Here is a 14,258-nt window from a genome sequence, read left to right on the forward strand (position 1 = left end):
CAATTTCGCGCGCATTGCGAATTCACATGGGAGCGCAATGACGGAAGCCGAGGAAACCGAACTTGCCCGGCTGCTGCGCGCTGCGCTCGGCGGCGACGAGAAGGCTTACGCCGCGTTCCTGTCGCGCGTCGCCGCGCTGGTGCGGGGTTTCGCGCGCCGCAGGATCGAACACGGCGTCGAGCCGGAGGACATCGTGCAGGAGACCTTGCTGGCGATTCACACCAAACGTCACACCTGGCGCAGCGACGCGCCGGTGCGGCCGTGGATCTTCGCCATCGCCAGATACAAGGTCATCGACGCGTTTCGCCGGCGCGGCCGCCATATCGAGGTCGACATCGAGAATTTCGCCGACACGCTGGCCGAACCGGAGCGCGAAAGCGCCAGCCCGCGCGAGGTCGAACGCGCGCTGGAGCGGTTGCCGTCCGGCCAGCGACAGGTGGTGTCGTCTATCTCGGTCGAGGGCCGGTCGATCGCCGAGACGGCGAGGGCATTGGGAATGAGCGAGACGGCAGTGCGGGTCGCGCTGCATCGCGGGCTGGCGGCGATCGCCAGGGGAAGCAACTGATGGACACCGAGAGCCTGATCCGGGGGCTGGCCGGCGATGCGAAGCAGGCGGGGCCGCGCCTTTCAGCCGTGCTGGCAGGCGCGCTGGCCGTGGCCGTGGCGGTCGCCGGGCTGGCCTTCTTCGCCATGCTCGGCCCACGCCCCGACATCGCGCTGGCGGCTGAGACGCCGCGCTTCCTGTTCAAATTTGTCGTCACGCTGGCTCTGGCGCTCACCGCAGCCGGGGCTTTTTCGGCGCTGGCGCGTCCCGGCGCGCCGGTTGCCTGGCGTCTGCTCGCCGCCGCGCCGCTGCTGGTTCTGGCGGCCGTCGCCGTGGAGCTTTTACTCGTTCCGCAGGATCAATGGGAGGCGCGCTGGATCGGCGCCAATGCCGCACAGTGCCTGACCTTCATTCCGCTGATCGCCCTGGGTCCCCTGGCGATCCTGCTTTGGGCGATGCGCCGCGGCGCGCCGACAAGACCGCGTGCCGCCGGTGCGCTCGCCGGCCTGCTTGCCGGCGGCATCGCCGCGACCTTCTACGCAGCCCACTGCGCCGACGATTCGCCGCTCTTCGTCGCCACCTGGTACACGCTGGCAATAGTCCTGCTGACGGCGGTCGGAGCGACGGCCGGCGCGCGGCTGCTCAGGTGGTAGTTTGGCGACTTGGGTCGCAGGTGGTTGATCCGTAGCGGCCGCCCACCTTCGTCATCCTCGGGCGAGCAGGAGCGAAGCGAACTGTGAGACCCGAGAACCCATGCCGTAACGATGGCGAAGTGCTCCGGCGGATCGGAATGCACGCAATCGCGCATCGCTTCGATTTGTAAAAAACTTAGCCCTTGCGCTAACTATCCCATCCTGATACTTAGCCTTATGGAACACTATCAAGCCCGCCTCGACGGCGTCTTCCAAGCCCTTGCCGATCCCACCCGCCGCGCGGTGCTGGGACGGCTGGGCAAGGGGCCGGCCAGCATCAGCGACCTGGCAAAACCCTTCGACATGGCGCTGCCGTCCTTCATGAAGCATATCCGGCTTCTTGAGGAGAGTGGCTGGATAAGCACCGCCAAGCAGGGCCGCGTGCGCACCTGCGCCATCGAGAAAAAGCAGTTCGCCGCGGTCGAATCCTGGCTCTCCGAGCAGCGGGCGATCTGGGAAGCCCGCACCGACCGCCTGGAGAAATTCGTTCTCAGCGAGGAAAAACCCGAATGAAAGCGCCGCTCAATCCCGACCTCGACCTCACCATCTCGCGCGTCATCCGCGCACCGCGCGCCGCTGTCTGGTCAGCCTGGGCCGATCCGAAAAAATTCGAGCGCTGGTGGATTCCGGAACCGGCGCTGTGCAAGGTGGTCAGCATGGAACTCACCCCCGGCGGCGCGTTGGTGACTGAGATCAGCGAGAGCGGCGGCGCCTTCGCACCGCATCTCGACGCCTGTTTCCTCGCCGTCGACGAAGGCCGCCGCATCGTCTTCACCAATGCGCTGACCGGCGGCTGGCGGCCGGCCGAAAACCCGTTCATGACCGCCATCATCACGCTCGCCGACCATGCCGATGGCACGGACTATGCCGCCCACGTCATGCACAAGAGCAATGCCGACCGGAACATGCATGCCGAGATGGGTTTTTACGACGGCTGGGGCACCGTCATCGGGCAACTCGCCCGGCTGGTGGAGGCATGACCGCAAAGCCTCGTGGGCACCGCCAACGACATCAGCCGCGATCGGCCACGGTTGAAACCTTGGCCCGCCGCCCATAGTGTCGCCGTCGAAACCCATCGACGGAGCGGGCGTGCGGACATTCATCGGCATATTGCTTGCGGCGGCGCTTCTTGCCGCCGCGCAGGACGCGGCGAGCAACACCTGGCAGCCGGTCGAAAAGATCGAGCCCTACGCCATATCCGGTACCACGCCCGCCGAGCTCTACGCCTCGATGGGCGAGCGCGGGCCGGAGATCGGCAAAGGCCGCCGCAGCATCGCCTTCACCAATTTCAAGCTCACCTGGAGGCGGGACTACCAGCCGCGCGGCAATGCCTGCGTGCTCGCCAGCGCAAAGCCGAAGCTGATCATCACCTACACGCTGCCGAAGGCGCCAAAGAACCTGCCGGCCGCCACCCGCGCCCGCTGGCAGCCCTTCTTCGACGGCATCGCTGCGCATGAGAAGGTGCATGGGCAGTACATCATCGAGATGGTGCGCGAGATCGTCGCCTACAGCGTCGGCCTCACCGTCGAGGACGATCCCGCCTGCAAGAAGATCCGCACTGTGCTGACCGCGCGCCTCTCCGAACTGTCGCAGGAGCAGCGCCGCAAAGGCCGCGAGTTCGACCGCGTCGAGATGGGCGACGGCGGCAATGTCCAGCAACTGATCATCGCGTTGCTGACCGAGGAGTAAGCGGCGTCCCTGCGCCGGTTGCCAGCGGAATCTGCCGTCCGAGGCCGACAGGACTGGCGACAGGGTCGGGCGTTGTATGCTTGGCTGCATGCCTGACCCGCGTCCGTGGGCTCGAGGGGAGCCAAAAATGGAAGTCGCCGATCTGGTCCTTCCCGTCTTCGCCATCATCGTCACCGGCTGGTTGGCTGGTTGGCTCGGCTACGTATCGAGGTCGCTGGCCGACGGGCTGGTGCATTTCGCCTACAATGTCGCGATGCCGGCCCTGCTGGTCGTCACCATCGCGCAGGAGCCGGCCCGCAACCTTCTGGAATGGCGCTTCCTGCTGGCCTTCGGCGGCGGCTCGATCCTGTGCTTCGTCCTGGTGTTCCTCGCCATCCGCCTCGGCTGGCGGCGCGACCTCGCCGGCAGCACCATCTACGGAATGACCGCGGCGATGACCAACACCGGCTTCGTCGCCCTGCCGATCCTGCATTCGATCTACGGACAGCCGGCCGTCCTGCCCGCTGCCATTGCGACGGTGTTCGTGGCGGGGGTGATGTTCCCGCTCGCCGTCGTCCTGCTGGAGGCCGGCCGCGGCGATCCGCACGACGGCAAGCCGCGCTCGCGCAAGCTGGCGCGGCAGATCCTGCTCAATCCGATGGTGCTGTCGACGCTGGTCGGCCTGGCATGGGCCGTCGCCGGCCTGCCGATCCCCGCCCCGCTCGCCGCCTACCTGAACATTTTTGCCGCCGCGCTGACGCCCTGCGCGCTGTTTGCCATCGGGCTCGGCCTTTCGCTCGGCGGCATACGCACCAATCTCAAGGCGACAGCCGCGCTCGCGGCCATAAAGCTGCTGGCCATGCCGCTGGTCGTCTACGGCCTGTGCGTGGCGACCGGGCTCGGCCCGCTCTACACCATCGCCGCCGTCGTCTGCGCCGCCGTGCCGACCGCCAAGACCGTCTACATCCTCGCCGGCGAATACAAGGTCAAGGAAGAGCTCGTCGCGTCCAGCGTCTCGATCACCACGCTTTTGTCGGTCGTCACCCTGCTCGGCTGGCTCTACGTGCTCCCCGGGCCGGTGTGATCCACCCGAATTTCCCGCCAAAACCGCGCTTTGCCGCCTTCGCGCCTGCAAAACGGGCTTTCCGTTTTGGCCGCGAATGCTCTATAGCCGCCCTCCATGACGACACCGCTCAAAAACATCCGCAACTTCTCCATCGTCGCCCATATCGACCACGGCAAGTCGACGCTGGCCGACCGCCTCATCCAGATGACCGGCGGGCTCGACGCGCGCGAGATGGCGGGCAAGGAGCAGGTGCTCGACAACATGGACATCGAGCGCGAGCGCGGCATCACCATCAAGGCGCAGACCGTGCGCCTCAACTACCGCGCCAACAACGGCCAGGACTACGTGCTGAACCTCATCGACACGCCCGGCCATGTCGACTTCGCCTACGAGGTGTCGCGCTCGCTCGCCGCCTGCGAGGGTTCTCTCCTCGTCGTCGACGCCAGCCAGGGCGTGGAAGCTCAGACGCTCGCAAACGTCTACCAGGCGATCGACAACAACCACGAGATCGTGGTCGTGCTGAACAAGATCGACCTGCCCGCCGCCGAGCCCGAGCGCATCAAGGAGCAGGTCGAGGAAGTCATCGGCCTCGACGCCAGCCAGGCCGTCATGATCTCGGCCAAGACCGGCATCGGCATCGAGGATGTGCTTGAAGCCATCGTCCACCAGCTCCCGCCGCCGCGCCAGGGCGACGCATCCGCCCCGCTGAAAGCCATGCTGGTCGATAGCTGGTACGACGCCTATCTCGGCGTCATCGTGCTGGTGCGCGTCATCGACGGCGTGCTCAAAAAAGGCCAGACCATCCGCATGATGGAGGCCGACGCCAAGTACCTGGTCGAGCGCACCGGCGTGTTCACACCAAAAATGCTGACCGTCGACGAGCTCGGCCCCGGCGAGTTCGGTTTCATCACCGGCTCGATCAAGGAAGTCGCCGACACCCGCGTCGGCGACACCATTACCGAGGACCGCCGCCCCACCGCCCATGCGCTGCCGGGTTTCAAGCCGGCGCAGCCGGTCGTGTTCTGCGGCCTGTTCCCGGTCGACGCCGCCGACTTCGAGGATTTGCGCGCCGCGGTCGGAAAGCTGCGCCTTAACGACGCCAGCTTCTCCTACGAGATGGAGACCTCCGCCGCGCTCGGCTTCGGTTTTCGCTGCGGTTTCCTTGGCCTGCTGCACCTCGAAATCATCCAGGAGCGGCTGGAGCGCGAGTTCGACCTCGACCTCATTGCCACCGCGCCCTCGGTCGTCTACCGCATGGCGCTCACCGACGGCACCGTGAAGGAGCTGCACAACCCGGCCGACATGCCGGACCTGGTCAAGATCGACCACATCGAGGAGCCGTGGATCCGCGCCACCATCCTGACCCCCGACGATTATCTCGGCGGCATATTGAAACTCTGCCAGGACAGGCGGGGCATCCAGGCCGACCTCTCCTATGTGGGCAAGCGCGCCATGCTGGTCTACGACCTGCCGCTCAACGAGGTCGTCTTCGACTTCTACGACCGGCTGAAGTCGATCTCGAAAGGCTACGCCAGCTTCGACTACCACTTGACCGACTACCGCGAGGGCGACCTGGTGAAAATGTCGATCCTGGTCAATGACGAGCCGGTCGACGCGCTCTCCATGCTGGTCCACCGCACGGCGGCGGAAAAGCGCGGCCGCGTCATGTGCGAGAAGCTGAAGGAACTGATCCCGCAGCACATGTTCAAGATCCCGATCCAGGCGGCGATCGGCGGCCGCATCATCGCCCGCGAGACGATTTCGGCGCTGCGCAAGGACGTGACGGCCAAATGCTACGGCGGCGACATCACCCGCAAGCGCAAGCTTCTGGACAAGCAGAAGGAAGGCAAGAAGCGCATGCGCCAGTTCGGCAAGGTGGATATCCCGCAGGAGGCGTTTATCCAGGCGCTGAAGATGGGCGATTGACGTGGGGGCTGGCCGGGGGTCGAAGAGAAAAGGCTCAGCCCAAATTTCCCCAAGCTATTAACAGGTCGCGAAACTTCGGTTGCCTGCCTAGAGGGCAAATTCAAGTAACTCTTAGTAACTATTTTTACCTTAGTGATAGGAAAATATTCCCTTGACCATAGCGCTATATGCGATATCATGTCAAGAGGTGATTTGGGCTGGAGAACGAAAATATGACACCCTTGCCTTCCACCTCCTCAATGACGAAATCTCGCCTAAGTGAGCTTGCGTTAGAAGCCGCAATCCAGTTGGACCAAGTGACCCAATCGCGTTCGGCTGCGACCGTGAGCATTGACAGGTTCTTCCAGGCTGTTCGAGAACAGCTCGATCAAGACGAGCATAAAGTCGTTAAGGATCAAACGTTGGTTCCTGTGTATGCGTTTGCCTTGTCTCAAGGCGGGACAGATAGCTATACACCTCGTGCGACATTGAGCGGGTTGTTGCAGGATGTTCTCCAAAATTATGAATCGGTAGACAACGCTGCTGAGCGGCCAACGGATCAGCAGCTTGCCTTTCTGCGAGACTTTTGTTTAGCTGTACACGAAGCCCTGATAGCGAATCTCATGGGCAGTCGGATTGCTGCCGTACGACGAGATGAGCGAGCTAGATACAACTAGTATAAAAATTGTTCGTGGAAAGCTCGAAAAATTAGTCGAGCAGTGTAAGACGTTATTAACAGACGATTTTCCTTACGCAGACTCTAAGGCCGCTCTATACGCGTTGAAGGCTCAAGCCGAGCGATTAAAGACGCAGGCTGACGTCATTCCATCTACGTCCATGGCGACTCGGCAGCAGCTTCGTCTTCATATTAGTTATAAACTAGAATCTTTGACTTATATACTTGGAATAATTACCCGATCCGGGGCAATGCGGAATAATTTTGAAATATACCAACCGTTCAAGCTGATTTGTAGTAAATTTTTTGAGGAGGAGACTCATTTTATTTTGTCATCGGAGTGGAATTATACGCCATTTACGTACCCGATGAATCTACAGGAGTTACCGGACTTTATTATCATAGGATTGCCGGCTCCGGAATCAAATAATGTTTTGATCTTCCCTGCCGCCGGACACGAGCTTGGACACTCGGTATGGCTGAAGCGGAATCTATCTGAGCGATATTCAGGAGAGATTTTTGTTGAAGCGAATGAATTTCTCGAAAATAATACGGGAATTATAAATTCCCTACTTCCTCCTGCTACGGAGGGGCAGGCGGACTTATTTGCAAAGCAAATAAAGGAGCAGTTTCTTTCGGACGTTACGGCTTCATGCTTACGCCAGTTGGAGGAGTTATTCTGTGATTTCATAGGCCTTCGTCTTTTTGGCGAGGGGTATCTTCATGCTTTTAGATATTTGGTTGCGCCGGGTGATGGCAGCCAAAGATCGACGAACTATCCGCAGACGAAAGAGAGGGCTAAATTTCTTCAGGCTTATGGCGCGCGCATTGGCGCGCATATTGATAACTATGCGGACGACTTCATGGACGGGCGCGACCGCCGGAATTTGGCGTATGAGCATTTCGTCCTAAGAGCTGCGGATTTTGTCCGTGATAAGCACGTGGAAGAAATGTATCTGACAGCTACCAAATGCACCGAAGAGGCTGGTATCGTTGTTAATGAAGCCGTTTCCGCGCAGGAGATTGCCATGGCATTTAAATATTTTGAGAACGGGATGCCTTTGGACTCAGTCGGATCAATCGGCCATCTAATCAGTGCGGCTTGGCGAATGTTTTTGCAAACCGATCACGTTAAGCCAACTAAGGGTACCCAGTCCGTGATGGGATATGTATCGGACCTGGTGCTTAAGTCCGTTGAGGCATATGACTTTAAGAAAGCCATGAAAAGTGCTCAGCGCTGAACGGATTCGTGACCTTCTCAGCAAGGCCGCTACGAGCCCCGATAAAGGGATAGGCTGCTGTCCCAGCCCGATTGGTATCTGTGAAGAACAGATAGGAGCGGCATCGCTCGACATACGGTTGGGACGATGGTTCCTTGTTGTTCAGCAGTCGAAACGATCGATTATCGATCTAGCTAAGAATGACCCGGCTGGTATAGAAGAGATTGATGGGAAATACTATTATATTCCATTTCAGGAAAACTTCATCGTTCATCCCGGCAGGTTTGTTTTAGCGGCCACGCTAGAGTGGCTTCGCTTTCCCCAAAATATCGGCGGATACATCACTGGAAAGTCGTCTCTAGGGCGCAGAGGTCTTGTTATTGAAACAGCAGCAGGCGTGCAGCCGGGGTTCTGTGGAACTCTTACACTAGAGATAGTTAATGTCGGCGAGGTCCCTATTGCAATAACTCCTGGTATGAGAATCGCACAGCTATTTTTTCACGAGTTGCGAGGCGAAGAAGGAGTAAAGACGTCAAGGTATTCTGGCAGGAGAAAGCCGATATTTGGACAGTATGAAATCGATGTAGAGCAGACGTCGACTTTGCAGTCAAACAAATTATTATAGAAACGCTCATCGAGCCGCAGCGACCCGCAACGAATAACCCGGTCAAAAAGCGATTTCCAACGCCTCATCCGCTCGGCGCAGCTTTCGCCTACCGTCCGCAGGAAGTGTGCTTTGAGTGACCGGCGCCTTCGATGTCTTGTCTAACCTACCCTCGCCCCCACCGCCTCCCAATGCTAGCCTCCCCGCGCAACCGGACTCTTTCCCCTATGCGCGGTTTCGACTTCTCCTCCTGGCAGACCATCCTGACCTCGATCGCCGGGCTGCTCTTGGTCACGCTGATCGGCATGGGCATCCGGCTGGTCATGATGATGACGCTGCAGCAGCGGCGCGAGCGCCAGAACCGCCAGATCAACGAGCGGCTGAAGGCGCTGATATCAGCCTACAAGGTCTTGGGCGGTTCCTTCACCGGCACGCTCACCGTCAGCCCGCTGCATCTGCGCGATCTCAAGCGCGCGGAGACCGAGGGCGCGGAGGCGCCTGGTGGCGGCGCCGAGCGGGCGCGCCGGGTGCGCGACGCCGTGGAGGCCGCCCTTTCAGACATCGTGCTGTTCGGCACGCAAGCCCAGGTCGAGCTCGCAGCCGGCGCCATGCGCGACATGGCCGCCGGCCGGCCGGTCGAGGTCCACGCGCTGGTCGTCTCGCTGCGCAACTACATCCGCGAGGTGCTGGACCTCGAAGCCATCCCGCAAAGCGTCGTCATCCCCAACCAGGGCCCCGCCCGCCCCTCCGGCGCCAGCAGCCGGGGCGGCCGCGAGGGAGGCGGCGGACGCGGCGGCGGGGGAGGGGGCGGAATGGGCGGCGGCATGATGCTGGGCGGCATGGGTCTTGGCAGCGACCCCGACCCGGCGGACAAGGGCTGACCGGCGCGCGCCTCTGCCTTCTCTTACAAAGGGGCGAAGGGAAAGCCGCTGACGAAACGCTTCGAGCATGATAGTTTCGGCGCATGAAAAAACGAGCGGTTGCAAGAGAAGCCAGCAGCGGGCGGTTCCTCCCCCGCGACGCCGAAACCGGACAATTCAAGGAGCGCGCCGCTGGCGGCTTCAAGGTCGGCCCGGAAGGCATGGTGAAGCTGAATGCCATAGAAGGCATTTTCCAATCCAGCGAATCGCGAAAAATGTTCGCCGAGTTTGAGCGCAGCGGCGCAAGCCCGGAAGAACGGCGGCGCGCCATCGTCGCCCGGCACGCCAGGAAGAGCTGACCGTCGCGTGTACGACGCGACGCCCGATCCTTATTGTTATCCGGGCACGACCGTCCTCAAGAATCGTCTCGGTCTCAGCGATCAGGCGGCACTCGATGCCTTCGAGGCGGACGTCGTCACGCAGCGGGGTACGGAACCGCTGCCCGCCGGCCGCTTCAGCCCCTCGCATTTCCGCGCCGTTCACCGGCATTTGTTTCAGGACGTCTATTCCTGGGCGGGACGCCATCGCACCGTTCGCATCGCCAAGGACGGCAGCATGTTCTGCTATCCCGAGCATATCGACGCGCAGCTTCGATCCTTGTTCGGCTGGCTGCGGGACCATGACCATCTGGCTGGCCTCGACGCAGCCAGCTTTGCCCGGCAGGGCGCGCATTTTCTCGGCGAGCTCAATGCCATCCACGCCTTTCGCGAAGGCAACGGCCGGACGCAGATGGCCTTCTTCGCCATGCTTGCGGACCGGTCTGGTCATCCGTTCGACCTCGGCCGGCTTGATCCCGAAAAATTTCTGGCCGCGATGATTTTGTCGTTCAACGGCGACGAAACCGAACTGACGAGGCAGATCGAAAATCTTACCTGAGCCGCTCGAACCGCATCACCCAGTTCTTTTCCCAACTCTCCCCGCCGTCGGCCGACATCGCCTGTTCCCACACCGGGTTGTCGCCCGCCGTCCAGTCGAAGCGCACTTTCACCGGCCGGCCGCCCTCGACATCGTCGCCGAAGAATTCACCGCGCCCGTTTTCGAACTTTCCGACCGTCGGCGGAAACAGCCGATAGCTTTTGGTGTCCGACCAGTAGATCGACCACAATCTTGTCCCGGGGTTGTAGAGCCGGAGCGTCATGCCCGTGAACCCGCGCGCCGGGACGAACATCTGGTCAAGATTGCCGCCGAAGACACCGTTGCCGTCCGGCATCACCTTCTCGACCTTCGAGGTGGCGTCGAAAACCTCCCACTCGGTCGAGCCGACCAGCCGGCCTCGCAAAAACTCGTTGCGGATCGTCCACTCGCCGATCAGGAAATCGAAATCGCCGAAGCCGCTCATGAATTCCCCTCCCATGGATGCAGGACGATTGTAGACGACGCCTGCTGACACCAGTCTGGCAGGAACTGCGCCCGCACCGCAATCTCCCTCAGCGCATCGACCGCGCGCGAAGTGTTTTGGGGCTCGCGCGAAGTCAAAACCGGGTTTTCGGCAATGCCAAACCCGCATTTTGGGCCCTTGCGTGAAGCGCAAAACGCGGTTTTGCAACGCCATCCCGCGCAAGCCTTTGATTGAAAAGAATCTTCCGGACTTCACGCGGTTTCGAACGCGCGACAAGGACCGCTCAGTCGTCCTTCAAAAACGTCGCCCAGTCGATCTTCAGATTGCCGTCGTCCTCGGAGATAAAACTGTTGGCGGGGATGGCCATGCGCTGCTTGGCGGCGCGCTCGCGGACGTTCGACAGCGTTGCCAACATCGCCAGATTTCCCATTGAAAACAATTGGCTATAGGCAACCGCAAGGCCGCCGGCGTTGCGCAGCGCAAACAGATCCTCGGCGCCGATGGCGTTCAGCGCCGGCTCGGAAATGCGGAAGACGCCGTCGATCTTCCGGTTGCCCGCCTCCTCCTGCGCGGTGATCGGCCACGGCTCCAACAGCTTCTTTTCGACAAGCATGGCGCCGGCCTGCCGCGCCGTCTGCAAACCGGCCCGCACCTTCGACAGGGTATCGGCCACATCCTGCGTCTCACGGGTCGGCTTGCCGTCGTGCCCGAAGAACGGGAAACCCTCTTCGCCGACCGCCGCGTCCCGAACCAACCCACTGGATTCATTGACACAAAGGGCGACGTTGCCGTCGCCTTTCACGCCCAGGCTGAAGGGGTGGTGCTGCACCGCCGCCGGCACGTAGCCGCCCAGCCAGCGCCCGTCCGGCGCCACGAACAGATTGTGCCCCAGCCTCAGGCTGAACAGCGCCACCAGCGTTTGAACCCCGTCGATCTCCACGAATGCCAGCGGGAAGGCCCGCGCCATGTGGATCATTTCGGCAGCGCTCACCGGCGTCATGTTGAACACCGAGGCGAAGCTGAAATCGCGCGAACGGAACCACTTCTTGTAGGTGTGCCGTTCGCGCGTCACCATATGCAGCGTGTCGGCCATCGCTCTCTCGTTTCCTGCCCGCACCGATGATGCCCGCCGCGGCGGCTGCGCGCAAGCCGTTCCGGCACCGGTGGCGGCCTTCCGGCGGCTCAGCCGCCGTCGCCCATGATGATATCGAGGATCGATGTCTCGCTCTTGACGCGCGGCCCGCCGACTTCGGCCTTCGGCCTCGGGGCGGGGATCGAGGCGGTCGGCTCGCCCGCAATATCCGCCGGCGCCGCGAGCAGTTTCGGCTCGGCCTGATCGGGCTCGGCACGCTCCGTCGGGACGTGTTTCGGCGATTCGGAAACCGCTGCGTTTTCAAGGGTTTGCGCGACCGGATCGGCGACCGTCGCGGTGTCCGGCACGCTCTGGTCGACCAGGCCGGGCTCGGCCTGCCAGCGCCCCGGCAGCACGGCGACCTTCTGCCCTTCATGCGCCGCCGCCATGAATTCGTGCCAGGCCAGCGCCGGCAGCGCCCCGCCGGTCACCTTCTTCATCGCCTTGCCGTCGTCGTTGCCGAACCACACACCGGTGGTCAGTTTCGCGGTGTAGCCGACGAACCAGGCGTCGCGCGAATTCTGGCTGGTGCCGGTCTTTCCCGCCGCCGGCCAGCCGAAGGCCGCCTTGCGCGCCGTGCCGTCGGCCAGCGTCTCCGACATCATGGCGTTCATCATACCGATCACTTCGGCGCTGACGACCCGCGGCGCGCCCCCGCCTTTGTGTTCGTAGAGCACGTCGCCGGACGCCGTGGTCACCCGCTGGACGAAATGCACATCCGGCCGGTAACCGCCATTGGCGAATGGCACATAGGCCGCCGTCAGCTCCAGAGGGGTCACCTCCGACGTGCCTAATGCAATGGAATTGTTGGCCAAAAGGTTGGACTCAATGCCCATGCGCTGGGCCGCTTCCACCACCGAGCCGGGGCCGACCTCCATGACGAGCTGGGCCGCGACCGAGTTCAGCGACTTGGCCAGTGCGGTCGCCAAGGTGACCCGCCCGTAATATTTGCCGTTGTAATTTTCCGGCGTCCATTTGCCGATGCGGATCGGCGCATCGTTGCGCACGCTGTCCGGCCGGCTGCCCTGTTCGAGTGCTGCCAGGTAGACGAACGGCTTGAACGCCGAACCCGGCTGGCGGCGCGCTTCCGAGGCGCGATCGAACTGGCTGTTGGCATAGTCGTAGCCGCCGACCATCGCCCGCACCGCGCCGGCGTCGTCGATCGCCACCAGCGCGCCCTGGCTGACATTGAGTTTTTTGCCGTTCTCGTCGATCAAGCGGCGGATGGACTCTTCCGCGCGCTTTTGTAGGGAGAGATCGATCGTGGTGTCGACAACGATGTCGGCGCGCACGTCGCCGATCAGCGTCGGCAGTTCCTCCATGATGCGGTCGGCGACATAATTTTCCGAGCCGGTCCAGAAGGCCGCGGCGCGGGTGGCCGGCGTGCCGATCGCGTTGGCGAGTTCCTTGTCGCCGATCATGCCTTCCTCGCGCATGGCGCCGAGCACCAGTTGTGCGCGCTTCTCGGCGGCTTGCGGGTCGCGGGCGGGCGAGAGCTTCGACGGCGCCTTCAACAGGCCGGCCAGCAACGCCGCCTCGGCCAGCGTCACGTCGCGTGCCGATTTGCCGAAATAGCGGCGCGACGCAGCTTCCACGCCATAGGCGCCCGAGCCGAAATAGACCCGGTTCAGATACATTTCGAGGATTTGGTCCTTGCTGTGCTCGTGCTCGAGCCACAGCGCCAGCAGCACCTCCTGCACCTTGCGCTCCAGCGTGCGGTCCGGCTTCAGGAACAGGTTCTTGGCAAGCTGCTGTGTCAGCGTCGAGCCGCCCTGGGTGAAACGTCCGTTGATGACATTTTGCACCATGGCGCGCGTCAGCCCTACGGGATCGATGCCGAAGTGCGAATAGAAGCGGCGGTCCTCGATGGCCATCACCGCCTGCGGGATATAGGGGGACATCTCGTGCAGGCCGATCGCCTCGCCGCCGGTCATGCCTCGATTGGCGACCAGCGAGCCGTCGGTCGACACGATTTTCACGTTGGGCGGCCTGTCGGGCACAGACCAGTTTGCGACGCTGGGCAGTTGCGCGCCATACCAGGCGACGACGCCGGCAAGCCCGATGGCGCACCACAGCATGAGCACGCAGCACCAGTAGACCAGGCGGCCGAGGCGCAAACCGCGCCGCCCGCCCGCCCGCCTCGCTTTGGACCGGGCCTTGCCGCCCTTGCGCTCGGGCGGACGTCTTCGCGATACTGCCGGTACGACGCGATCGTCGTCGCCCAGCGAAAAATCATCGTCCGATCTGCCGCGCGACGGCCCGTCGAAGGTAGGTTCGATCCGCGTGCCGCTGCGTTTTGCCATTCCCGCGATGATGTCCCCGTTTGCCAGCGGCAACCGGGTGGAGTCTAAATGCGGCGATTTAAGGGGGCGTTAAAGGGGAATATTTTCCTGCACCCAATGGGCGTTTCAAAGCCGCGCGTTATGGCTCCGTTGAAGCCCCTGCTGCGCTCTCCGGCAGGATGGCAGGCGACCACACAATATCAAGCAGAT

The 14,258-nt window shown here is 62.3% G+C and carries 16 protein-coding genes; 13 read left to right on the top strand and 3 right to left on the bottom strand.

Translation table 11 applies throughout. The annotated features are described in order from the left end of the window. Nucleotides 1–37: 37 nt before the first annotated feature. The 13 genes from RB623_RS18930 (at nucleotide 38) to RB623_RS18990 (ending at nucleotide 10,171) form a co-directional block, all read left to right on the top strand. Nucleotides 38–565 carry a sigma-70 family RNA polymerase sigma factor gene (locus RB623_RS18930; protein WP_308058490.1) on the top strand — a complete coding sequence of 176 codons (528 nt, stop codon included), beginning with the start codon at nucleotides 38–40 and terminating at the stop codon, nucleotides 563–565. Then, nucleotides 565–1,197 (top strand): NrsF family protein, encoded by a 633-nt coding sequence (locus RB623_RS18935; RefSeq protein WP_308058491.1) that lies wholly within the window; start codon nucleotides 565–567, stop codon nucleotides 1,195–1,197. Before RB623_RS18930 ends, RB623_RS18935 begins: the two co-directional genes overlap by 1 nt. 216 nt (nucleotides 1,198–1,413) lie before the next feature. Continuing rightward, nucleotides 1,414–1,749, top strand: coding sequence for a metalloregulator ArsR/SmtB family transcription factor (locus RB623_RS18940; protein ID WP_308058492.1), 336 nt, complete (start codon nucleotides 1,414–1,416; stop codon nucleotides 1,747–1,749). Continuing rightward, complete coding sequence (locus tag RB623_RS18945) at nucleotides 1,746–2,216, top strand: SRPBCC family protein (RefSeq protein WP_308058494.1); 471 nt, start codon at nucleotides 1,746–1,748, stop codon at nucleotides 2,214–2,216. Before RB623_RS18940 ends, RB623_RS18945 begins: the two co-directional genes overlap by 4 nt. Nucleotides 2,217–2,325: 109 nt before the next feature. After that, a complete protein-coding gene (locus tag RB623_RS18950; protein WP_374121706.1) occupies nucleotides 2,326–2,925 on the top strand; it encodes a DUF922 domain-containing Zn-dependent protease in 600 nt (199 codons plus the stop codon). A gap of 127 nt (nucleotides 2,926–3,052) precedes the next feature. Continuing rightward, complete coding sequence (locus RB623_RS18955; protein ID WP_308058495.1) at nucleotides 3,053–3,988, top strand: AEC family transporter; 936 nt, start codon at nucleotides 3,053–3,055, stop codon at nucleotides 3,986–3,988. A 96-nt stretch (nucleotides 3,989–4,084) separates the two neighbouring features. Further along, complete coding sequence (gene lepA / locus RB623_RS18960; RefSeq protein ID WP_308058496.1) at nucleotides 4,085–5,896, top strand: translation elongation factor 4; 1,812 nt, start codon at nucleotides 4,085–4,087, stop codon at nucleotides 5,894–5,896. A 212-nt stretch (nucleotides 5,897–6,108) separates the two neighbouring features. Continuing rightward, nucleotides 6,109–6,552, top strand: a complete 444-nt coding sequence (locus RB623_RS18965) for a hypothetical protein (protein WP_308058497.1) — start codon at nucleotides 6,109–6,111, stop codon at nucleotides 6,550–6,552. After that, nucleotides 6,530–7,792 carry a hypothetical protein gene (locus RB623_RS18970; RefSeq protein WP_308058499.1) on the top strand — a complete coding sequence of 421 codons (1,263 nt, stop codon included), beginning with the start codon at nucleotides 6,530–6,532 and terminating at the stop codon, nucleotides 7,790–7,792. Before RB623_RS18965 ends, RB623_RS18970 begins: the two co-directional genes overlap by 23 nt. Beyond that, nucleotides 7,779–8,396, top strand: a complete 618-nt coding sequence (gene dcd, locus RB623_RS18975; RefSeq protein ID WP_308058500.1) for a dCTP deaminase — start codon at nucleotides 7,779–7,781, stop codon at nucleotides 8,394–8,396. Before RB623_RS18970 ends, dcd begins: the two co-directional genes overlap by 14 nt. A gap of 206 nt (nucleotides 8,397–8,602) precedes the next feature. Continuing rightward, complete coding sequence (locus RB623_RS18980; RefSeq protein ID WP_308058501.1) at nucleotides 8,603–9,256, top strand: hypothetical protein; 654 nt, start codon at nucleotides 8,603–8,605, stop codon at nucleotides 9,254–9,256. An 83-nt stretch (nucleotides 9,257–9,339) separates the two neighbouring features. Next, on the top strand, nucleotides 9,340–9,594 hold the full coding sequence (locus tag RB623_RS18985; RefSeq protein ID WP_308058502.1) for a hypothetical protein: 255 nt from the start codon (nucleotides 9,340–9,342) through the stop codon (nucleotides 9,592–9,594). Between the two features lie 7 nt (nucleotides 9,595–9,601). After that, on the top strand, nucleotides 9,602–10,171 hold the full coding sequence (locus RB623_RS18990; RefSeq protein WP_308058503.1) for a Fic family protein: 570 nt from the start codon (nucleotides 9,602–9,604) through the stop codon (nucleotides 10,169–10,171). On the opposite strand, the gene RB623_RS18995 is transcribed toward RB623_RS18990, so the two are convergent. From RB623_RS18995 to RB623_RS19005, 3 genes are all read right to left on the bottom strand, one after another. Continuing rightward, nucleotides 10,164–10,634, bottom strand: a complete 471-nt coding sequence (locus RB623_RS18995; protein WP_308058504.1) for a hypothetical protein — start codon at nucleotides 10,632–10,634, stop codon at nucleotides 10,164–10,166. The genes RB623_RS18990 and RB623_RS18995 overlap by 8 nt on opposite strands. 283 nt (nucleotides 10,635–10,917) lie before the next feature. Then, the gene (locus RB623_RS19000; protein ID WP_308058505.1) at nucleotides 10,918–11,727 is read right to left on the bottom strand and encodes a SapC family protein; all 810 of its coding nucleotides are present in this window, start codon (nucleotides 11,725–11,727) and stop codon (nucleotides 10,918–10,920) included. An 89-nt stretch (nucleotides 11,728–11,816) separates the two neighbouring features. Then, nucleotides 11,817–14,069 (bottom strand): transglycosylase domain-containing protein, encoded by a 2,253-nt coding sequence (locus tag RB623_RS19005; protein WP_308058506.1) that lies wholly within the window; start codon nucleotides 14,067–14,069, stop codon nucleotides 11,817–11,819. Nucleotides 14,070–14,258: the final 189 nt, after the last annotated feature.

Source organism: Mesorhizobium sp. LHD-90 (assembly GCF_030929505.1).
Taxonomy (GTDB): Bacteria; Pseudomonadota; Alphaproteobacteria; order Rhizobiales; family Rhizobiaceae; genus Kumtagia.